The organism is Hyphomicrobium sp. (assembly GCF_047600905.1).
GTDB lineage: Bacteria > Pseudomonadota > Alphaproteobacteria > Rhizobiales > Hyphomicrobiaceae > Hyphomicrobium_B.
Genome location: NZ_JASGKD010000001.1, coordinates 3,041,643 through 3,061,857, shown reverse-complemented (window position 1 = coordinate 3,061,857; position 20,215 = coordinate 3,041,643). Strand labels below are relative to the sequence as shown.

Here is a 20,215-nt window from a genome sequence, read left to right as displayed (position 1 = left end):
ACGTTGTATCCTTCGCTAGCGCAAAAGCGAGGGGGTCGCGCGGCCCAGTCTGTTACCAGTCTGATGTGCCACGGGGCGTCCTCGATCCGTCGGCACTCCGGCGGCGCAGCCCTTCGTCTTAATCTTTCGGAGGCCTGACCTTGAGCGCCGTAACACCCATTTCCGACGACAGCTTCAAATGCAAGAAAACCCTCACTGTCGAGGGAAAAACCTACGTTTACTATTCGCTGCCCGATGCCGAGAAGAACGGCCTGAAAGGCATCTCGCGCCTTCCTTATTCGATGAAGGTGCTGCTCGAAAACCTTCTCCGCCATGAAGACAACCGCTCGGTCACCAAGACCGACATCGTCGCCATGGCCGAATGGCTCGATAACAAGGGCAAGACCGAAAAGGAAATCGGTTTCCGCCCGGCCCGCGTGCTGATGCAGGATTTCACCGGCGTCCCGGCCGTCGTCGATCTCGCCGCCATGCGTGACGGAATGACGAAGCTCGGCGGCGACCCGACCAAGATCAATCCGCTCGTGCCCGTCGATCTTGTCATCGACCACTCGGTCATCGTCGACGAATTTGGCAGCCCGAAAGCCTTGGCCGACAACGTCGCGCTTGAATATTCGCGCAACGGCGAGCGCTATAACTTCCTGAAGTGGGGCCAGGGCGCGTTCCAGAACTTCCGCGTCGTGCCGCCCGGCACCGGCATCTGCCATCAGGTCAATCTCGAATATCTCGCCCAGACCGTCTGGACCAACGAGATGGCCGACGGCGCAACCGTCGCCTACCCCGATACGCTCGTCGGCACCGACAGCCACACGACGATGGTCAACGGCCTCGCCGTCTTGGGCTGGGGCGTCGGCGGCATTGAAGCCGAGGCCGCCATGCTCGGCCAGCCGCAGTCGATGCTGATCCCGGAAGTCATCGGCTTCCGCCTGACCGGCAAGCTGAAGGAAGGCGTCACCGCCACCGACCTTGTGCTCACCGTCACGCAGATGCTGCGCAAGAAGGGCGTCGTCGGCAAGTTCGTCGAATTCTTCGGCCCCGGCCTCGATAGTATGACGCTCGCCGATCGCGCGACGATTGCCAACATGGCACCCGAATACGGCGCCACCTGCGGCTTCTTCCCGGTCGATAAGGAAACGATCAACTATCTGACCATGTCGGGCCGCGACGCCCATCGCATCGCGCTGGTCGAGGCCTACGCCAAAGCCCAGGGCCTCTATCGCGAAACAGGCTCTGCCGATCCGGTCTTCACCGATACGCTCGAACTCGATCTTGGCGACGTCGTCCCCTCGATGGCCGGTCCAAAGCGTCCCGAGGGCCGCATCGCACTCCCCGACATCAAGAGCGGATTCGAAACCGCGCTTGCCGGCGAGTACAAAAAACCGGGCGAACTCGACAAGCGCGTGCCGGTCGAAGGTACGTCTTTTGATATCGGCCACGGCGACGTCGTCATCGCCGCGATCACGAGCTGCACGAACACGTCGAACCCGAGCGTCTTGATTGCCGCCGGCCTTCTTGCACGCAATGCGGTGAAAGCCGGATTGACGAGCAAGCCGTGGGTGAAAACCTCGCTCGCGCCGGGATCGCAGGTCGTCGCCGCCTATCTCGCTGACGCTGGCCTGCAGCCCTTCCTCGACCAGATCGGCTTCAACCTTGTCGGCTTCGGTTGCACCACCTGCATCGGAAACTCCGGCCCGCTGGCGCCTGAGATTTCGAAGGCGATCAATGGCAACGGCATCGTCGCCGCCGCGGTGCTGTCCGGCAATCGCAACTTCGAAGGTCGCGTCAGCCCCGACGTCCAGGCGAACTATCTGGCGTCGCCCCCGCTCGTCGTCGCTTACGCGCTCGCGGGTTCGGTGCAGAAGGATCTGACCAAGGAACCGCTGGGAGAGGGCAAGGACGGCAAGCCCGTCTTCCTGAAGGACATCTGGCCGACGACGCAGGAAATCCAGAAGTTCATCGCCGACAACATCACCCGCAGCATGTTCATGTCGCGCTACGCCGATGTCTTCAAGGGCGATACCAACTGGCAGGGTATCGCCACCAGCGGCGGCCTGACCTACGGCTGGAACGGCGCGTCCACCTACGTCCAGAACCCGCCCTACTTCCAGACCATCGCGCGTGAGGCCAAACCCATCGGCGATATCGTCAACGCACGAATCCTGGGCCTGTTCGGCGACAAGATCACGACCGATCACATCTCGCCCGCCGGTTCGATCAAGACCGCGAGCCCGGCCGGCAAGTATCTGCTCGACCACGGCGTGCAGCCGGTCGATTTCAACCAGTACGGCACGCGCCGCGGCAACCATGAAGTGATGATGCGCGGCACCTTCGCCAACATCCGCATCAAGAACCACATGGTGAAAGACGCCAGCGGCAACGTGAAGGAAGGCGGTCTGACGATCCACTATCCGTCAGGCAAGGAAATGCCGATCTACGACGCCGCCATGCAGTACGAAGCCGAAGGCGTTCCGCTCGTTGTCTTCGCCGGCATCGAGTACGGCAACGGCTCATCGCGCGACTGGGCGGCCAAAGGCACGAACCTGCTCGGCGTCCGCGCCGTCATCGCCCAGTCGTTCGAGCGCATCCATCGCTCGAACCTGGTCGGCATGGGCGTCGCGCCGTTCGTCTTCACCGAAGGCGCGTCCTGGGCGTCACTCGGATTGAAGGGCGACGAGCGCGTGACGATCCCCGGCCTTGCGACGGTGAAGCCGCGCGAGATCGTCACCATCTCGATCACCCGCGCCGACGGCTCCAAGATCGACGTCCCGGTCCTTTGCCGGATCGATACCTTGGACGAGATCGAATACTTCAAGAACGGCGGCATCCTGCATTACGTGCTGCGCAACCTGGCGGCCTGACGCCACCATCCTCCTGCGGTCCCGCGCCACGTGGGACTGCAGGAACACCACACGATCAGGAGTTGGGATATCCGAGCCGCGGTTCGAGCCGCTCGAACGTCGTCGACATCGCCCAGCCGTGCGTCAGCGGCAGCCCGATATGCCCATAAAGGATCGAAAGCTGTAGCTCCGCCGCCCATTCGGACGCATGCTTGACCGAAGCCAAATAAAGGGCCGCCGCAAGCCCTGTTCGATCCGCGCCCCCTTCACAATGAATAAGCAGCGGCTTCGGCAATGATGCGAACAGCGTCATCAGCGCCGCGACGGATGCATCGTCGAGCGCCCTGTCGGCCTTCAAGGCCAGATCGGCATGAGCGAGCCTGTTACGCGAAGCAGCAGCAATCTCGTCGCGATACCATGACTTGCCGGGATTGGCGCCGCGCAGATTGAGAACCGACTTGATGCCGTAGGCTCGAACGTACCTATCGATGTCGTCACCGCGCGGCTGAGCCGAGCGATAGAGTTCTCCCGCCACAACCTCATGAAAGTTGCCTCGGTCGATTTCGATCGCGGCATAGACGGTCGCCATCACGGCGAAGACGGCCAATGGCAAAAGAACAAGGCGTCTTATGTTCATTTTGGTCATCCGCCGAACAGTAGGCATCTCTCGCGCCGCAGCAGTAATTCTCAGAGCTTTTTACCGCCCGGAAAAGGTAACATCGCGGCAAGATTTCGCGTAGACGTCAGGGATATGCGCACCATCCCATTGTGACGCCGGCGCTGGCCGAAATTCGTCTGCTGGGTCACTGGTTTGTGAGATTACTTACCCGCGTTTCACTTTGTGGAAAGTCGGTCGATAGGTCTAATAGGTCGAATGGCTGGTTGGACAGCTTCAGGAATACCAATGCGTTTTCACCAAATCTTGCTGGCGGCCGTCGTCCTGTTCAGCGGCGCCCTTCCTGCTCCGGCGCAAGAAATGCCCGTCGAGCAACCCAGCGCACCCGTTAAGGCTGTCGTGGAACTGTTCACCAGCCAAGGCTGCTCATCTTGCCCGCCCGCTGACGCGCTTTTGAAAACGCTCGCTGATGATCCCTCGATCATCGCCCTCTCAATGCCGGTTGACTATTGGAACTATCTCGGCTGGAAGGACACCTTTGCTTCCCCGCGCAATTCCGAACGGCAGAGAAACTACGCGCGAGCCCGGGGCGACGGCGCCATCTACACGCCCCAGGCCGTGGTCAATGGTCTGACCCCCGTCAACGGTGCATCGAAAGACGCGATCGAGAACGCCATCACCGAAACCTCCAAGACGGCAGGCCCGGCGCAAATCCCGGTCCGCTTCTGGCAGGAGCGCAATACCCTGAACTTCGCATTGGGCGGCGACGCGCCAGGCCACCCGCCGCGCGAAGCCACCGTCTGGCTCGGCGTCGTTCAAATGTCCGGATCTGTGCCGATCAAGGACGGCGAGAACGCCGGTAAAACGCTGACCTACACCAACATCGTGCGCGAGCTGACGCCGGTCGGGCTGTGGAAGGGCAGTCCGATGCAGGTTCAACTGCCTCGCGCCGCCATGATGCAGGCCGACGTGCAGAAAGTCGTCGTCCTTCTTCAGGAAGGCCGTAGCGGCCCGATCATCGGCGCCACCCTGGCTGGGCTGTGGTAGCGTTTCCTTCTCCCGTTGGGGAGAAGGAAATAGATTAAGCAGCCAGCCCGCGCTTTTTCAGCAAACCGTCGATCTTCGGCGGCCGGCCGCGGAACGCCACGTAAGCCGCATGCGGATCACGCCGGTTGCCGGCGGAATAAATGAACTCGTGCAGCTTCCGCGCCGTCGCCGGATGAAACACGTTGCCGGTCTCTTCGAAGGCGGCGAACGCATCGGCGTCCATCACTTCCGACCACAGATAGCTGTAATATCCTGCCGCATAGCCCGACATGATGTGCATGAAGTGCGGCAACCGGTGACGCATCACGATCTCTTTCGGCATGTTGATGCCGTTGAGCGTCGCGCGCTCGAACCCTTCGACATCACCGATCTCGGTAACATCGGCCGAATAAAGCGCCATGTCGACCAGCGCCGACGACGTATATTCCACCGTCGCGAAGCCCTGATTGAAATTGCGCGCCGCCTTCAGCTGCTGGCGCAAGGCCTTCGGCATCGGCTTGCCGGTCTTGTAGTGCAGCGCGTGCTTTTCGAGCACGTCCGCCGTCGACAGCCAATGCTCGTAGAGCTGCGATGGCAGCTCGACGAAATCGCGCGACACCGACGTTCCCGAAATCGACGGATACGTCACGTCCGATAGCAAGCCATGCAGGCCATGGCCGAATTCATGGAATAGCGTCCGCGCATCATCGAAAGACAAGAGCGCCGGCGCACCATCGCCGCCCTTGGTGAAGTTTAAGACGTTGACGATGATCGGCGTCTGGCCTTTTCCCAGTTTGTGCTGCGACCGGAACGACGACATCCACGCCCCCGACCGCTTCGTCGGCCGCGCGAAATAATCGCCCATGAAGATCCCGACGTGCTGGCCTTTCTTGTTCAGCACTTCCCAGATGCGCACATCCGGATGATAGCGCGGCAGATCCTTGCGCTCCTTGAACTTCAGCCCGAAAAGCTTCGTCGCCGTGTCGAAGGCGGCGCGGATCATGTGATCGAGTTCGAGATAGGGCTGCAGCTTCGAACTCGTCGAAATCGTATTTGGCCTTGCGGACTTTCTCCGAATAATAGCGCCAGTCCCACGGCATGATCTCGGAGTTGTCGCCGGCATTCTGCGCTTCTGCTGTAAGCAGATCGCGTTCATCTCGCGCCCGGTCGACGGCTCTTTCCCACACCGCGCGCAGAAGCTCATCGACAGCACCCGGCGTCTTCGCCATCGTGTCCTGCAGGCTGAATTCCGCGAATGATTTGAAACCCATCAGACGCGCATATTCACCGCGCAGAGCCACGGCTTCGGTCACGATCTGCCGGTTGTCGGTATCGCCCGCGCGTGCCCCACGGCTGATCCACGCGTTGAACGCCTGCTCGCGAAGATCGCGGCAACTCGAATAGGTGAGAAACCCTTCAACGCTCGATCTAGCCAGCGTCACCAGCCCTTTGCCCTTGAGGCCGGCATCGGCCGCAGCGCGCTCGGCGCTTTCCTTGAGCGTATCAGGCAGTCCCGCCAGATCGTTCTTGCCGTCGAGCACAAGCTGCCAGGACTGCTCGTCCTTCAGGACGTTCTGCATGAATTGCGTGACGAGCGTCGCCAGCCGCGCATTGATTTCCTTGACGCGGGATTTTTCCGCCGGCGACAGTCGCGCGCCCGCGCGAACGAACTCCAGATGATGCCGCTCCAGGACGCGCAGCTCTTCGTCGTTGAGCTTCAACGCCTCACGCCGCTTGTAGAGATCGTCAACGCGCTTGAACAAACGCTTGTCGAGCAGAATTTGTGTTTCGTGCGCCGCAAAGCGAGGCGCCATATCCCGGGCGATTTCCTGCAATTCCGCCGTCGAGTCCGAACCTTCGAGATTCCAGAAGATCGACGCAACGCGCGACAATTGCCAGCCGCTCTTCTCAAGCGCGACGATGGTATTGGCGAACGTCGCTTTTGCCGGATTGCCCGCGATTTTTTCGATCTCGGCTTTGTGCTCGCGAAATGCGGCTTCGAGCGCGGGCTTGAAATGCCTCGCCTCGATTTTGTCGAACGGCGGCATTGCGAATTCGCCGTTCCGTTTCGTCATCAGTGGATTGACACTTGCCTTCGGGCGCGGCTTCGACGCCGCCTTGCGTTTTGCTATCATTTTGACGTCAATATCCAAATTCCCCCACGTCGAAAGCCATATACGCACGAAATGCGCATTCGGCTCAAATGAAACCCTTGCAATGCGGCAACGCCAAAAGGACCGGCTTTGCGGAGCCGGCCCTTTGGGGACATGATGTCCGGGGGAGTAGGGGCGTCTTAGCGATGAGCCAATACGCGACCAGGAGCGTTGCCTGAGAGTTCGGCCTCGAAACTATGGCCCCGGGGGGCTGGGGGGCTATTTATCCAGAGCCGGTCCTTTGAAGTCGGACCCAAAGGCAACGGTTATCTCTATCGCGTTTTAATGCGGCGGATTGGGGCCTGAGCGGAGTCCTGAATTTGTCAGGGTCAGGGTATTTCCGTGCTTTGCGGCCATTCTCGTTCATCTGGCTTCGGCCACAAGATTTTCGCCACCTCTCTTGCTTTCCTCGCGCGTTGGCGCGATCTTTAATCATCAACGATGGGACGGCGCCGTTTGAGCGAGACAACCGAACCGATAGTTTTCCGCCCGCGCACTGCGGGCACACTTGGAGCTTCCGACCTCGGTTCGGAACCAAGGCACCAAACCACTTTCGATCGCCACGAATTGACGGCCATTCTCAATCTCTACGGCCGCAAGGTCGCGACCGGCGCTTGGCGCGATTACGCCATCGATCTTTTGCGCGACAAGGCTGTTTTCTCCGTCTATCGCAAGGCCAGCGAATACCCGCTCTATCGCATCGAGAAAGATTTGCGCCTGGCACGCAAGCAGGGCGCCTACAGCGTGATAGCCGCCGGCGGCCTGATCATGAAGCGCGGCCATGACTTGAAGCGCGTTCTGAGCGTGCTGGAAGACCGCCCCGACGTTGTCAGTTTCTAAGAGCGCCGCGCCGCTCTGGCCTCTCCTGCGATTGGGACCTCTCGAAAAAAGTCTCGAACGCCGACACAAACTCGCGCCTGCGACTCCCCTCCGGGGAGCCGGCCGCAGGCGCCAACAAAAAAGCCGGCAAATAAAAAAGGCCCCGAAAACCGGGGCCTTTCGCAATTTCAGTCTTCGAACTTTAGTTCCTGTTCGCCAATCCCAGAAGGTTCAGGATGTGGATGAAAAGCGTGATGAACGAGCCGTAGAGCATGAAGGCGCCAAAGATCGACGAGCGCTTCAGCTGCTCTTCACCGCCATACTGAGCGTTCTCGATGTACATCGACTTGATCGCCTGCGTCTCGAAAGCCGTGACGACCGAGAACAGCAGCACGACCACCGCCGAGATGCCCATGCTTACCGTCTTGCTGGTGCCGGGATCGGTGATGAAGAAGTAGCTGCCGAGCATCACGACGATGAGGCCGATCGACGCCATCGACAGGAAGCCGCTCCAGCCGGTCATATCCTTCTTGGTCGTGTAACCAATAAGACTTGTGACGCCGAACATCGCAGCGGCGATGAAAAACGCCTGACCAATCAGACCCTCCAGGCCCGACGCGACGTAAAAATGGATCATCGGCGCAATCAACGCGCCCCACGCCGCGCAGTAGAGCCAATAAGCACCATGCGCCATCACTGTGCTGCCGCCGAAGAACAGGCGCGGCGCGAACCAGCCCAATCCCATGACAACGGCAAACAGGACCCACTTCATGGGTCCGACGGCAATGGTCTGCATCACCTGCGGATAGGCCATGAGAAGCATGACGACGGCGGCCGTACCGGCAACACCGAGTGCCATGTAGTTGTAGGTGCCGAGCATGAACGAGCGCAGCCCCTGGTCGATCGCGCCAGATGTCCGCGCGCCACCGTACGGGCTATTCGGTCGCGAAAAAACTTCAGCCATGGTCCTCGAATCCTCGTGTTGTCCGGCAATCCGCCGGTCCTGCGTAGCATATGATCCCGGTTCCAAAACCTTTCAAGATCCGGAAACCAAAAGCAGAATGCTTTTATTCTGAACGCAGATAAGTTACCGCGGGCGCCCTCAGAATCCGCCACGTCCCGAAACCGCCGAACACCGCGATCATCGCGGCCGCGACACCCAGTGTAACAAAAACTGCATTTAAATCAAAAACATAGTCCAGTTCCATGACACGCGTAACGGCAACCCAGGCGATCGCCGCCCCGAGCAGGATCGCCACCACCGCGGCAATCGCCGCCAGCAGCGCATACTCCCAGGCGTGCGCGCCGAGAATTTGCCGCCGCCGGGCGCCGATCGTCTTCAGGATGACCGCCTCCTGAATTCGTCGTCGCTGCGCCGTCACCATCGCGCCGGCAAGCACCAGCGCACCCGCCGTCAACGTCACACTGCCCGCCACACGCACCGCCACCATCACCTTCTCGAAGATCCGGCTGAACTGATCGATCGCATCGCGCACGCGAATGGCACTGACCGACGGATAAGACCGCCCGATATCGCGAACCATTTCAGTCTCGACGCCCGCCGCCGTGCCCTTCGGCAACCGCACGGTCGCGACCAGATTATGCGGCGCCGCCCGCAATGCGTTCGGCGAAAACACCATGATGAAGTTGAGCGCGATGCTTTCCCACTTCACGTCGCGCAGGCTCGCGACCTTGGCCGTGATGTTGCGACCGAGCACGTTGATCGTCACCTCGTCGCCGAGCCCAAGCCCGAGCTTCTTCGCAATCTCCCCCTCGAACGAGACGAGCGGCGGCCCGTCGTAATCCTTGCCCCACCATGACCCCGCCGTGATCGTCGACCCTTCCGGAATAGCATCGGCGTACGTCAGGCCCCGATCGCCGTTGAGCACCCACTGAGCATCGGACGGAAATTTCAGCTCTTCGACCGGCGTTCCTTTCACCGCAACGATCCGGCCGCGCAACATCGGCGCTTCCACCACGCTGGCGCCCGGCGCATCCTTCACGATCCGCGCGTTGAGGCCTTGAAAATCCCCCGGCGGAATGTCGAGCAGAAAATAATCGGGCGCTTCCGCCGGCAGACGGTCTTGCAAATCCGCAACCAACGCCGCGTTGGCAAGCGCCACCACGACCAGCAGCGTCAAACCGGTGCCGAGCGACAGCACGACGGATCGCGTCAGGCCATCGGGCGACGCAATATTGCGCAGCGCCAGTCCAAGCTCCGGACGCGACGTCCGTGGCAGCCGCCGCGCAAGCTTGCCGATGGCCCCACCGAGCCAGCCGAACACCGCCAGCATCACGACGAGCCCGCCAAGAATATAAAGCGCGATCGAGCGCGGCTCCGACGTCGATATTGCAATCGCGACCAGCGCTGCGGCGAGAACACCCATCAGCGCCATCAGGCTCTTGCGCGGGCGGCCCGCAGCAGTGCTGACGCTATCGCGAAATAGCACGGTGGCAGGCACGTTTTCCGCTCGCCCTAACGGCCACAGCGCAAACAGCAGCGCGACGATCAGGCCATAAAGCGCCGCCAGCAAAAGGCTCTGCGCCGAAACTTCGACGTTGATCCGCACCGGCAGCAGGTCGCCGTAAAGCGCGTCGATGACCGACGGCACGACGACGCCCAGCGCCAGCCCGATCGCAATTCCGATCGCGCTCATCACCACGAGCTGCACGAGAAAAATCTGCATGATCTGCGCCGCCGACGCGCCTACGCTTCTCAGCGTCGCGATCACCTTCATGCGCCGGTCGATGAACGTCGAAACCGCGTTCGCGATGCCGACGCCACCGACGAGCAGCGACGCCAGCCCGATCAAAATCAGAAATTGCCGCAGCCGCTCGAGCGCGCGGCTGATCTGCGGTGACGGATCGTAGCGGTCGGCGCTCGTGTAACCCCCAGCAGGCAGCTTTTCGCCGACGGTCCTGCGCAAATCCGCCAGCGCTGTCCTGTCGGCCGGAACGCCGCTTGGAAGCTTGATTGCATACCGCCAGCGGATGAGTGTCCCCGGCTTGACGAGCGCCGTCTTCTCAAGCGTCGCCAGCGATACGAACACGCGTGGCCCATACGTCAGGCGATCGACGATCGCATCGGGCTCGGAATCAAGAATACCCTTGACGACGAGATCCGTTTCGCCGATCCGCAACGGATCGCCGACCTTGAGGCCGAGCCGGTCGAGCAGCATCGCATCGACGATGGCGCCGTTTCCTGAAAGAGCGTCGGCAAACGAAGCCCCGCCCTTTACCGTCGCGGCGCCCGCGAGCGGATACGAGCCGTCAACGCCCTTTAGCTCGGCAAGCGCCTGATCGGCGCCATCGGCGCGCCGCGCCATCGTCCGCATTGTTGCCGTTTCGCTCACGCGACCGAGCCCGCGAAAGACATCGATATCCTCCGGCGTCGCGCGGATGTGCATGCGCGCGAACGTCACGTCTCCGCCGAGCAGCGTCTCTCCTTGCGTCACAAGCCCGGCACGCAACGCATCCGCCAGCGCTCCGACCGCCGCGATGACCATCACGCCGAGCGCCAGGCAGGCGATGAAAATGCGAAAACCGTCGAAGCCGTTGCGCAATTCGCGCAGGCCGAGCCGAACGATCGTCGAAACGCTCGCGCGCCGCGGTCGCAAAGACCCTTCGATACCCATCAGCGCCGTCACGATGACACCGCTTGCTTGACCGATGCCGCACTCTCGTCCGCGACGATATTGCCGTCCGCCATGCGGATCACCCGGTCCGTCATCGCCGCAAGCTTATTGTCATGCGTAACGATAACGAGCGTGGTGCCACGCCGCTCTCGCAGGCCGAACAACAGATCGACGATCTGCTTTCCGGTCCGGCCGTCGAGATTGCCGGTCGGCTCATCGGCGAAAAGAATGTTCGGCGAGCGTGACAAGGCCCGCGCGATCGCGACGCGCTGCTGCTCTCCGCCTGAAAGCTCGGCTGGAAAATGATCGACACGGGCCGCAAGTCCGACTTCCGTCAGCAGCTCTCGCGCTGTCTCGAACGCCTTGTCTTCGCCCGCCAATTCCATCGGCAGCGCCACGTTTTCGAGCGCCGTCATCGTCGGCACCAGATGGAAAGACTGGAACACGATGCCCATCTCCGCCCCTCGCAAAACCGAGAGTTCGTCCTCGCTGAGCGGCCCGAGATCCCGGCCCGAAACGGCAATCCGTCCACCCGTCACCCGTTCAAGACCGGCCATCAGCATCAACAGCGACGTCTTGCCTGACCCGGAAGGGCCGACGATCGCCGCCGTCTGCCCGCGCGGAATGCTGAGCGAAATGCCGCGCAAAATATGCACGGGACCGGCCCGGCTCGTCAGCGTTAAATGCACATTGTCGAGTTTAATGATCGGATCGCTCAAGCTAGAATGCCCCGCGGTTGTCGTATCGGACTTGTGCCGTTCACATTGAGCCTCTACGTCAGCTCAAGAATTGTGTGATTGATGGGGCCGAGACATGACCATGAAATCTCCTCTTGTCCCCGATTGGCTCGCGAAACGCGCGTTTTGCCTTTTGCTCTCGTTCGCGATCATGGCCCCTCTGGTGAACACCGCAACCGCCGCTTCGTCGCGCCCGATTTCGATCGTCGCCTTCGGCGACAGTCTCACCGCCGGCTACGGCGTCAAAACGAGCGAATCCTTCCCGGCCCAGCTTCAGATGGCGCTTGAGGCCAAAGGACACAAGGTCACCATCACCAACGCCGGCGTTTCTGGCGATACCACTTCGGGCGGCTTGGAGCGTCTCGACTGGGCGCTCGATCCCAAACCCGACGCCGTTATTCTCGAACTCGGCGCCAACGACGCGCTTCGCGGCCTCGATCCGAAAATCCCGCGCACCAACCTTGAAAAAATGCTCGACGACCTCAAAGCCAAGGGCATTCCGGTTCTTTTGACAGGCATGAAAGCCCCGAACAACTGGGGCGCCGATTACACTAAAAATTTCGACGCGATCTTCCCCGACCTCGCCAAGAAATACGATGTTCCGCTTTATCCGTTTTTTCTCGAAGGCGTCGCGCTCGATCCATCCTTCACGCAGCCTGACGGACTGCACCCGACCGGCAAGGGCGTCGCCGAGATCGTGAAACGCATTCTGCCCGACGTCGAAGCGCTGATCTCCGGCGTTGAAAAATCTCAGGCGAGCGAAAAAAGCGCCACGCCGTAAGTCTACCTGCGAGCAAGGACATAAAATATGCCCCGCTTGTTCACCGCCATCGAGCTTCCCGACGATATTCGCGACGAGCTCCATCGCCTGCGCATGCCATTGCCCGGCGCGCGTTGGATTGCGCCTGAAAACTATCACATCACGCTGCGCTTTGCGGGCGACATCGGCAACGTCGAGGCCCGCGAATTCATCGCCAATCTGGCGCGCATCGAACCCGACGGCTTCGAATTGCGACTGTCGAGTCTCGGCACTTTCGGCGGCGACGATCCGCATTCGATCTTCGCCGCCGTTGAATCGACCCCCGCGCTCGAAGAGCTGGCGCGCGCCCATGAGAAAGCAGCGCGCAATGCTGGCCTGCCGCCTGATACCCGTGCGTTCAAACCGCATGTCACGCTTGCCCGGCTGAAGCATTCGAACGTCGAGGCAGTTGCCCGCTATCTGTCGCGTTACAGCGGCTATCGCTCGGAGCCGTTCTTTGTCACGCGCACGTTGCTGCTGTCGTCCCGCCCTGGCGTCGGCGGGGGCCCGTACGGCATCGAGGACAGCTTCCCGATGCGCGGCATGGAATTTCTCGCCGACGAAGGCGAAGCAAGCTGGTAGCAGACGGCCTCAGCCCATCGTGATCACGATCTTGCCTGTCGCTTCGCGGCGATCGAGCACGCTCAAGGCCTCGGCGATTTTGTCGAGTGGATAAGTCCCATGGATGCGCGGGCGAAGCCGCCCCTCGCGCACCCACTCCAAGACTTTCGTCATGTTGGCGCGATGCCCGGCAGGATCGCGCATCACCGCTTCGCCCCAGAAAACGCCCGCAATCTCCGCGCCCCGAAGCAGCAGCAGATTGAGCGGAATTTTCGGAATGTCGCCCGCCGCAAAACCGACGACCAGAAACCGCCCTTGCCACGCCAGCGCCCGGATAAGCGGCTCGGAGGCTTCCCCGCCGACGCAATCATAGACGACGTCGGCACCGTTGCCGCCCGTCAGGTTGCGCACTTCGGTTTTGAGGTCCGACCCGGGAAACAGGATGATCTCGTCCGCGCCCGCCGCTCGCGCCACGGCCGCCTTGTCGTTCGACGACACCACCGCGATCACGCGCGCGCCGATCAGCTTGGCGATCTCGACCGCCGCCTGCCCCGCGCCGCCTGCCGCACCGGTGACGACGACCGTTTCGCCGGCTTTGAGTTTGCCGCGATCTGCAAGTCCGTGAATCGCGGTGCCATAGGTCACCGAAAGACCGGCCGCCACCGTCAACGGCACGCCCGCAGGAATGGGCACGAGTTTGCTGACATCGACCGCGATCTTTTCCGCCGCCCCACCCCAGTTGACATAGGCCATGACCGGCTGTTCCACGTGAATCCCGAACTCGTTCGGTTCCACCGCGTCGACCACGCCCGCGATTTCCGCGCCCGGCGAAAATGGCAATTCCGGCTTGAATTGATATTTTCCGCGCGTAATCAGCGTATCGGCGAAATTGAGCCCGGCCGCCGCCACCCGGATGATGGCCTCGCCCTCGCGCGCGACGGGTTCCGGCCGCGTTTCGACGACCAGACCCGCCGGCCCGTCAAGACGCTTGCAAAGAGCTGCCTTCATATGTGACGTCCCACTCGCTGTATGACCTCTGACACACACGAGCGGAACCGAATGTCAAGAAAAGCGACCACATGGCCGCCGCATCCGAAGGGTTATTTCGCCATCGGCGCCGAGCGCATGTCGAAGTCGCTGAACCTCGGCAACCTGATGCGGTCGGCGCACGCATTCGGCGCGGCATTCACCTTCACCGTCGGCGCCACCTACAAGGCCGTCGAAGCCCATGCCGATACGTCGAAAAGCCAGCTTCATCTGCCCCATTACAACTGGGCGAGCCTTGACGACATGGCGTTGCCCGGAGGCTGCAAGCTCGTCGGCATCGAGCTTCTCGACGACGCGGTCGACTTGCCGAGCTTTCGCCATCCGCTGCGGGCGGCCTATGTGCTCGGCCCGGAGCTAGGCTCATTGTCAGAGCCCCTCCTTGAACGCTGCGACTACGTCGTCAAGATCCCGACAGCCTTTTGCGTCAATGTCGCGATGGCAGGTGCAATCGTGATGTATGACCGTATCAAATCGCTGGCGCGGTTCGCCGATCGTCCGATCGGCGAAGGGGGGCCCTGAATGCGCAGTGCGTCGAACATCTTGGCGGTCCTGATCTGCGCCCTCGCAGCACCCTGCACGGCCCGCGCAGCCGAGCAGGTCACGCTCGCCGGCACCTATGGCGACTGGTCGCTGATGACCGACGCGAACACGCCGCACCTTTTCTGCTTCGTCACCAGCGAACCGAAATCGAGCCAGCCGAACGACGCCCAGCGCCAATCGCCCCGCGCCTATATCTCCGCGTGGCCCAAGGACGGCATCCGCGCCGAAGTTTCCTTCCGCATGGGCTTTCGCATCAAGAAGGGCACGCCGGGCACCGCGATCGTCAGCCCTTCGAACTTCCGGCTTTTTGGTTCCGGCGATCGCGTCTACGTCTCCGATTCGACGCGCGAGCTGAAACTCGTCGAGGCCATGCGCAAGGGCGCATCGATGTCGATCGCCGCTTCCCCCGACAGCGGCCCGCCAATCACCGACACCTATTCCCTGAACGGCATCGGCCAGGCGCTTCAGAAGTTGCAGGACACCTGCTTCTAGCTGCGATTTTTCGAACGAAGATGCACGTAGATCGCGCCTTCGCCGCCATGCTGGATCGCCGCCGTCGTGAAGCTGACGACAACCGCCCTCAGATCCGGCTCTTCGAGCCAGCGCGGAACGTTTCGCTTCAAAATCCCGCGCTCGCGATCCGCTTCCCCGATATGAGACGCCTGCAAGCCGATGGCCTTGCCTTTGCCGGTGATGATCAGAACGTAGCGCAGGCCGCGGCTCTGGCAGCTCAGAAGAAAACGTTTGAGTGCCGCATGCGCTTCGTGCTGGCGCATGCCGTGAAGATCGACGCGGGCTTCGATTTCGAGCCGCCCACCACGAATTTTTCGCGCGCTGTTGCGATCGAACCCGGCAAGGTCCGGTGCCGTCGCGCGCGCCGGTTTTGCGGCCGAAATCGGCGGCGCTGCCGCAGCGGCCCGATGCTTGACCGTCGGAGGCTCGGCGCCGCCTGCAACCTTCGGCTTTGAAGGCGCGGACTTCACCGCATCGCTCGCCGGATGAAAGCGGCCCTTGGCGCGCTTCAGCGGCTCGACCGTCGCCGCCGCATATTCCCAGACCTCGTGATCATCGTCCCGGCCCGATCCGCCTTTTTTGGCGCTGCCCTGCCCGTGCGGCTTCTTCACGGATTCATGCTCGCCGTCTTCGGGTCCGGAACAACGGCGATGCCGCCACTTTCGTCTTCGACTGGCAACAACGCATAGAGATGGCCTGGATGCTTGGTGCACCCGGCAATGCGGCCTGCTTCATCGCCGGAACCAAAATAGATGTCGCCGCGCTCCGTGCCCTTGATGGCCGAGCCGACATCCTGCGCCACCATCAACCGGCGGAAGGCACCCGATTTCGTTGCGTGTTTGATTTCCGGAGCGTCGACATAGATCGGCGTACCGATCGAATAGTAACTCGTATCGACCGCCAAGCTCCGCCCCGTCTGCAGCGGAATACCCATGACGCCCATCGGGCCATTCGCTTCCTCGCCCGAAAGCTCGCGAAAGAACACGTAGGACTTGTTCTTCCACAGCACCGGTTTCGCGCGCTCCTTGTCGGCCTTGAGCCAGCCTTTCAGCGACTTGAGCGACATCTCTTCGGCAGTGAGGTGCCCGTCCGCGATCAGCACTTTTCCGACCGAGGTATAGGGGTAACCGTTCTTACCATCGTAGGTGACACGGATCTTTTCTCCGTCCGGCAGTTGAATGCGGCCCGAGCCCTGGACCTGCATGAAAAAGACGTCGACCGGATCCTTGAGATAGAGAAGCTCGAGCCCATGCCCCGCGAGCCCGCCCTGCTCGATCTCTTCGCGCGTCAGATAGGGCTCAAGGCCCCGTTCGGTCTTGCGCTGATGCGTGAACGAACCCGATTTCGCCCCGCGCTCGCTCTCCGCCACCACGTTCACGAGATCCGGCGGCCGGCGATAGATCGGCACCTTGAAGGTTTTAGTCGGCGTGCGCGAACCTTTGACCAGCGGCTCGTAGTAGCCGGTCAGGAGCCCTTGCGGATCGCCGCCGGAAATGTGATGCGGTCGGAAATTCGCTTCGAAGAACTGCCGCGCCTCGTTGCGCGTCCGGATCGATTTTGATTTCGCCATCGTAACGGCGCGCCCGCAGATATCGACGAGCGCTTGAGGCGAGCCTGCGTTGTCCGGCTTGGCCGCCGCAGCTCTCAAGATCGGCTTGCACGATGCCAGAAAAGCCTTCCACGCCGCCAGATGATCATCCTCGTTCCAGCCCGGGAGATCGCTGAAAGCCACTGGCTCGAACGTGACGGCACTGGGCGCCATGACAGGCGGAGCTTTTCCCTGAGAAGCGCTGGAGTCGGCGGCGGCCGGAGCCGGCCCGCATATGATCGAAATTTGCAACAGAAACGACGCGAGGGCCAGCGCCACGCAATGGCCGGCCCGCCAGGATCTCGGGTGATACGCACACCTGGTCAAAAGGCGCCCCCCGGTGCCCGACCTACGCTTTACATCAGCAATTTATAGCGGGCGTCGAAGCCGCCAGGAAAACATTTCCTGATTAACCGCAGCTTAATTCGGCGCCTGTGTTGCAACCAGCCGCCAGTTCGGATTGCTGCGCGCCTTGGCCGTCGAGATATCGCGGCTGAAGGTCCAGATATCGGTGACGTCTTTGATCCTTTGGGCGTCACCCGAGATAACCTGGCCAGACTTGTCGTGCGTCGCCGAGATGAGTTCGCTCACGAAGCGGACGGTCACGAATGCCGTGCCGTTCTTCACCTCGGCTTCGATGATATCGGCCTTCTTGATGCCGACGAACTGCTGCTCGATCGTCTCGCCCCGCGCCTCGCGATCAGCGATGGCGGACGTGAAGCCGTCGTAGACCTCTTTGCTCAAAAGATCTTTCAACGCCCGGCGATTGCCCTCGGCGAAAGCCGAAACGATCATCTCGTAGGCGCGCCCAGCGCCCGCGATGAATGTGTCGGGATCGAGCGCCGGATCAAACTTGGCAATATCGAGCAGCCCGGCGGTAACCGCCGGGTCCTGCACCGGATAGGCGCGAATCTTCGCTTCGACGCTCGGCCCCGCCACTTCCGCCGCCGGAGCAGCCGGCACCGGCTCGCGATCGCGACGCGGCATCGAGATGACATCCGCCGACGCGGTTTCGGTCGCCGGCCGCTGCGCCGCTTCGCGCTCGCGCGTTTTCAGCCGCTCGACGCGCTGCTCGTCTTCGTCGGTGCGCTGGCCAAGCACGCTCCTGAGCTTGATGATCGCCGCAACGGCAACGATGAGAGCAATCAGTGTGATAAGATCGAATTGACCGTACATTCTAAAGGTCGGCGCCTCCGGTGAAGCCTGGGTGAAAATGGCAGAGGACCACCCGTTATCCTGCCAGTGTATCTAGTCCCGCGGACGGACGATTTGAAGACAGTGCTATAGCACCTTAAGATTTCCGCGTCTTCCGCCCATCTTCCGGCCGATTGCGCCCGAAACTAGCCTGCGAGCTTATCCGACCAGGACATGTGAAAAGTGTTGAAACGCCCGATCCAACATCTGCAAGGTGAGTGGCTGGCGACATGCAACCACGCTAAGGTGCCGCGACAGTTTGGCAAGAGTAAATGTCTCAACCTTTGAAAATTGCCCTGATCCTTGCGTTCGCAGCCCTTCCATTGCTGGAAATCGGGCTGTTGATCCGGCTTGGGCAGCTCATCGGCATCTGGTGGCTCGCCGCCATCATCATCGGCACGGTCATTCTCGGCACCTTCGTCATCCGTCGCGTCGGAATGTCGGTCTTCGAAAGGGCGCTTTCGCGGCTCGGATCGGATCGCGAGGGATTCTCTCCCCTGTTCGATGGATTCCTGCAGGTTCTGGCCGGCCTGCTTCTGATCTTTCCCGGCGTCATTTCCGATATCTTCGGGCTCATTCTTTTGGTGCCTCAGGTGCGGCTCCTTGTTATCCGCACCGGCCTTCTGAAACTCGTCTCGCTGTTTCATTATCAGGCTGAGGTCAGCCGCGAGACCTTTCGCGCCGCGCCTGACGTTCCGCCCGCGGAAGCCGAAGGCGTCATCATCGAAGGCGAATACGAACGCGTCAGCGAGCGGCCGCTGCGGGCCGGCCGCGCCGTACAGCCGCGCCGCTCCCGTTCGTAAGCACATTATCACCGGTCGGGCGGGAACCCGCTCCATTGCGCCTGCCGGATTGACGTGCTAGCGACCCGCCACAAAAAGCTTCGCACAACATGAGACTTTGAAGGGACGGTCATGGCCGACAAGGACAGCAACGGAAACGGTGCCGCAGCAGGCGCCCAGGTCCCGATCCAGGCCAAGATCGTCAATCAGTACATCAAGGATCTTTCGTTCGAAAATCCGAACGTCCATAAGCTCATCTCCGGCGCCGGCACTCAGCCGAGCATTCAGGTCGAGGTCAACGTCGGCGCCCAGCACATCGAGAGCGATCTCTACGAAACCTCGATCGCCTTCAAAGCCACCGCCACGAACAACCTCGGCACGATTTACGTCCTCGAGACGATCTATGCCGGGCTGTTGAAAATCGAAAGCATTCCGGAAGGCGCACTCGAGCCGTTCCTCTTGATCTCCGGACCGGCGATGATTTTCCCGTTCCTGCGCCGCCTCGTTGCCGACATCACGCGCGAAGGCGGCTTCCCACCGCTGCTTCTCGATCCGATCGATTTCGGCGGACTTTACATGCAGCGTCAGCGCCAGCAGGCGCAACAAGCCGGAAAATCCGTCGCTTAAGTCGCGAGCCCGGAATTATCAGGCCGTCGATTTATCCCAGAAGCTGATCCACAGCGCCGGTGTCTTCATCGAACTCGACGAATGCCTTGTGCGCTTCGACATCAGCGTCGGCAATGCGCGACGGCAGCGGCTCCGGTCGCTGCAATCCGATCGTGCGGCCGGCGCCAGCCCTCCGCTCGGTCGCTGACTTCGCACCGTTCGTTTGCAGCCCGAATGTCGCCTGCCGCTCACCCAGCAGTTCGACATAGACTTCCGCCAGCAGCCAGCTGTCGACCAACGCGCCGTGCTTGGTGCGCTGGGAATTATCGATGAAATAACGTTTGCACAGCGCATCGAGCGTGTTCGGCCCGGCCGGATGCTTCCGCCGCGCGATCGCGAGCGTATCGACGACGCGATCGAAGCTGATCGGCTTTTGCCCGACGAGCTGCAGCTCATAGTTGATGAACGTGATATCGAACTGGGCGTTGTGCGCGACGAGAACATCGTCGCCCAGAAATTCGAGCAGCTCTTGCACGACGTCCTTGAAAAGCGGCTTGCCGATCAGGGATTCGGTCGTGATGCCGTGGATTTCCTGCGCCTCTCGCGGCACGTCGCGCTGCGGATTGATGAAACGATGGAATTCCCGTCCCGTCGGAATCCGGTTGATCATCTCGACGCCGCCGAATTCGATCAGACGGTGCCCGGTTTTCGGATCAAGCCCCGTCGTTTCGGTGTCGAATACGATCTCGCGCATCGCTGTTCCCC

The 20,215-nt window shown here is 61.5% G+C and carries 18 protein-coding genes and 1 pseudogene; 9 read left to right on the top strand and 10 right to left on the bottom strand.

Annotated features, from left to right (window positions below; translation table 11 throughout):
- The first annotated feature begins 140 nt into the window (after positions 1-140).
- Positions 141-2,855 carry an aconitate hydratase AcnA gene (gene acnA, locus QM780_RS14665; RefSeq protein WP_415071185.1) on the top strand — a complete coding sequence of 905 codons (2,715 nt, stop codon included), beginning with the start codon at positions 141-143 and terminating at the stop codon, positions 2,853-2,855.
- A 55-nt stretch (positions 2,856-2,910) separates the two neighbouring features.
- On the opposite strand, the gene QM780_RS14660 is transcribed toward acnA, so the two are convergent.
- Positions 2,911-3,471 carry a tyrosine-protein phosphatase gene (locus QM780_RS14660; RefSeq protein ID WP_415071184.1) on the bottom strand — a complete coding sequence of 187 codons (561 nt, stop codon included), beginning with the start codon at positions 3,469-3,471 and terminating at the stop codon, positions 2,911-2,913.
- 267 nt (positions 3,472-3,738) lie between these two features.
- On the opposite strand from QM780_RS14660, the gene QM780_RS14655 reads away from it, so the two are divergent.
- A complete protein-coding gene (locus QM780_RS14655; RefSeq protein ID WP_415071183.1) occupies positions 3,739-4,497 on the top strand; it encodes a DUF1223 domain-containing protein in 759 nt (252 codons plus the stop codon).
- Between the two features lie 34 nt (positions 4,498-4,531).
- On the opposite strand, the pseudogene QM780_RS14650 reads toward QM780_RS14655, so the two are convergent.
- Positions 4,532-6,611: pseudogene (locus tag QM780_RS14650) on the bottom strand (M3 family metallopeptidase).
- A gap of 474 nt (positions 6,612-7,085) precedes the next feature.
- Here QM780_RS14650 and QM780_RS14645 point away from each other — a divergent pair.
- Positions 7,086-7,469 (top strand): DUF2794 domain-containing protein, encoded by a 384-nt coding sequence (locus QM780_RS14645; RefSeq protein ID WP_415071182.1) that lies wholly within the window; start codon positions 7,086-7,088, stop codon positions 7,467-7,469.
- A 181-nt stretch (positions 7,470-7,650) separates the two neighbouring features.
- Here the strand turns inward: QM780_RS14645 and QM780_RS14640 are convergent, their stop codons facing one another.
- The 3 genes from QM780_RS14640 to QM780_RS14630 form a co-directional block, all read right to left on the bottom strand.
- Positions 7,651-8,412: a Bax inhibitor-1 family protein gene (locus tag QM780_RS14640; RefSeq protein WP_415071181.1), complete on the bottom strand. Its 762-nt coding sequence runs from the start codon at positions 8,410-8,412 to the stop codon at positions 7,651-7,653.
- A gap of 103 nt (positions 8,413-8,515) precedes the next feature.
- The gene (locus tag QM780_RS14635; RefSeq protein ID WP_415071180.1) at positions 8,516-11,095 is read right to left on the bottom strand and encodes an ABC transporter permease; all 2,580 of its coding nucleotides are present in this window, start codon (positions 11,093-11,095) and stop codon (positions 8,516-8,518) included.
- A complete protein-coding gene (locus QM780_RS14630; protein ID WP_415071179.1) occupies positions 11,092-11,802 on the bottom strand; it encodes an ABC transporter ATP-binding protein in 711 nt (236 codons plus the stop codon). Before QM780_RS14630 ends, QM780_RS14635 begins: the two co-directional genes overlap by 4 nt.
- A 100-nt stretch (positions 11,803-11,902) precedes the next feature.
- Here QM780_RS14630 and QM780_RS14625 point away from each other — a divergent pair, with 100 nt between their 5' ends.
- A complete protein-coding gene (locus QM780_RS14625) occupies positions 11,903-12,601 on the top strand; it encodes an arylesterase (RefSeq protein ID WP_415071178.1) in 699 nt (232 codons plus the stop codon).
- A 27-nt stretch (positions 12,602-12,628) separates the two neighbouring features.
- A complete protein-coding gene (thpR, locus tag QM780_RS14620) occupies positions 12,629-13,201 on the top strand; it encodes an RNA 2',3'-cyclic phosphodiesterase (RefSeq protein ID WP_415071177.1) in 573 nt (190 codons plus the stop codon).
- 9 nt (positions 13,202-13,210) lie between these two features.
- Here the strand turns inward: thpR and QM780_RS14615 are convergent, their stop codons facing one another.
- Positions 13,211-14,188: an NADPH:quinone oxidoreductase family protein gene (locus QM780_RS14615; protein ID WP_415071176.1), complete on the bottom strand. Its 978-nt coding sequence runs from the start codon at positions 14,186-14,188 to the stop codon at positions 13,211-13,213.
- A gap of 51 nt (positions 14,189-14,239) precedes the next feature.
- Between QM780_RS14615 and QM780_RS14610 the strand changes: the two genes are divergently transcribed.
- Together QM780_RS14610 and QM780_RS14605 are read left to right on the top strand one after the other, a co-directional pair.
- Complete coding sequence (locus QM780_RS14610; RefSeq protein ID WP_415071175.1) at positions 14,240-14,746, top strand: RNA methyltransferase; 507 nt, start codon at positions 14,240-14,242, stop codon at positions 14,744-14,746.
- Complete coding sequence (locus tag QM780_RS14605; RefSeq protein WP_415071174.1) at positions 14,747-15,259, top strand: hypothetical protein; 513 nt, start codon at positions 14,747-14,749, stop codon at positions 15,257-15,259.
- On the opposite strand, the gene QM780_RS14600 is transcribed toward QM780_RS14605, so the two are convergent.
- From QM780_RS14600 to QM780_RS14590, 3 genes are all read right to left on the bottom strand, one after another.
- Positions 15,256-15,891, bottom strand: coding sequence for a Smr/MutS family protein (locus QM780_RS14600; protein WP_415071173.1), 636 nt, complete (start codon positions 15,889-15,891; stop codon positions 15,256-15,258). The two genes, QM780_RS14605 and QM780_RS14600, sit on opposite strands and share 4 nt — an antisense overlap.
- Positions 15,888-17,042, bottom strand: coding sequence for a murein transglycosylase A (locus QM780_RS14595; protein WP_415071172.1), 1,155 nt, complete (start codon positions 17,040-17,042; stop codon positions 15,888-15,890). The genes QM780_RS14600 and QM780_RS14595 overlap by 4 nt, the downstream gene beginning before the upstream one ends.
- Positions 17,043-17,288: 246 nt before the next feature.
- The gene (locus QM780_RS14590) at positions 17,289-18,044 is read right to left on the bottom strand and encodes a Tim44/TimA family putative adaptor protein (RefSeq protein ID WP_415071171.1); all 756 of its coding nucleotides are present in this window, start codon (positions 18,042-18,044) and stop codon (positions 17,289-17,291) included.
- Positions 18,045-18,334: 290 nt separating this feature from the next.
- On the opposite strand from QM780_RS14590, the gene QM780_RS14585 reads away from it, so the two are divergent.
- Together QM780_RS14585 and secB are read left to right on the top strand one after the other, a co-directional pair.
- Positions 18,335-18,865: an FxsA family protein gene (locus QM780_RS14585; protein WP_415071170.1), complete on the top strand. Its 531-nt coding sequence runs from the start codon at positions 18,335-18,337 to the stop codon at positions 18,863-18,865.
- 111 nt (positions 18,866-18,976) lie between these two features.
- Complete coding sequence (gene secB, locus QM780_RS14580) at positions 18,977-19,471, top strand: protein-export chaperone SecB (RefSeq protein WP_415071169.1); 495 nt, start codon at positions 18,977-18,979, stop codon at positions 19,469-19,471.
- Positions 19,472-19,502: 31 nt separating this feature from the next.
- Here secB and dnaQ read toward each other — a convergent pair whose 3' ends face one another.
- Positions 19,503-20,204: a DNA polymerase III subunit epsilon gene (gene dnaQ / locus QM780_RS14575; protein ID WP_415071168.1), complete on the bottom strand. Its 702-nt coding sequence runs from the start codon at positions 20,202-20,204 to the stop codon at positions 19,503-19,505.
- Positions 20,205-20,215: the final 11 nt, after the last annotated feature.

Bases quoted from the DNA above. Each gene is read 5' to 3' on its own strand.
- QM780_RS14660 (WP_415071184.1), bottom strand. From the start codon at position 3,471: ATGAACATAAGACGCCTTGTTCTTTTGCCATTGGCCGTCTTCGCCGTG.
- QM780_RS14655 (WP_415071183.1), top strand. From the start codon at position 3,739: ATGCGTTTTCACCAAATCTTGCTGGCGGCCGTCGTCCTGTTCAGCGGC.
- QM780_RS14640 (WP_415071181.1), bottom strand. From the start codon at position 8,412: ATGGCTGAAGTTTTTTCGCGACCGAATAGCCCGTACGGTGGCGCGCGG.
- QM780_RS14625 (WP_415071178.1), top strand. From the start codon at position 11,903: ATGAAATCTCCTCTTGTCCCCGATTGGCTCGCGAAACGCGCGTTTTGC.
- thpR (WP_415071177.1), top strand. From the start codon at position 12,629: ATGCCCCGCTTGTTCACCGCCATCGAGCTTCCCGACGATATTCGCGAC.
- QM780_RS14615 (WP_415071176.1), bottom strand. From the start codon at position 14,188: ATGAAGGCAGCTCTTTGCAAGCGTCTTGACGGGCCGGCGGGTCTGGTC.
- QM780_RS14610 (WP_415071175.1), top strand. From the start codon at position 14,240: ATGTCAAGAAAAGCGACCACATGGCCGCCGCATCCGAAGGGTTATTTC.
- QM780_RS14605 (WP_415071174.1), top strand. From the start codon at position 14,747: ATGCGCAGTGCGTCGAACATCTTGGCGGTCCTGATCTGCGCCCTCGCA.
- QM780_RS14595 (WP_415071172.1), bottom strand. From the start codon at position 17,042: ATGGCGCCCAGTGCCGTCACGTTCGAGCCAGTGGCTTTCAGCGATCTC.
- QM780_RS14590 (WP_415071171.1), bottom strand. From the start codon at position 18,044: ATGTACGGTCAATTCGATCTTATCACACTGATTGCTCTCATCGTTGCC.
- QM780_RS14585 (WP_415071170.1), top strand. From the start codon at position 18,335: ATGTCTCAACCTTTGAAAATTGCCCTGATCCTTGCGTTCGCAGCCCTT.
- secB (WP_415071169.1), top strand. From the start codon at position 18,977: ATGGCCGACAAGGACAGCAACGGAAACGGTGCCGCAGCAGGCGCCCAG.
- dnaQ (WP_415071168.1), bottom strand. From the start codon at position 20,204: ATGCGCGAGATCGTATTCGACACCGAAACGACGGGGCTTGATCCGAAA.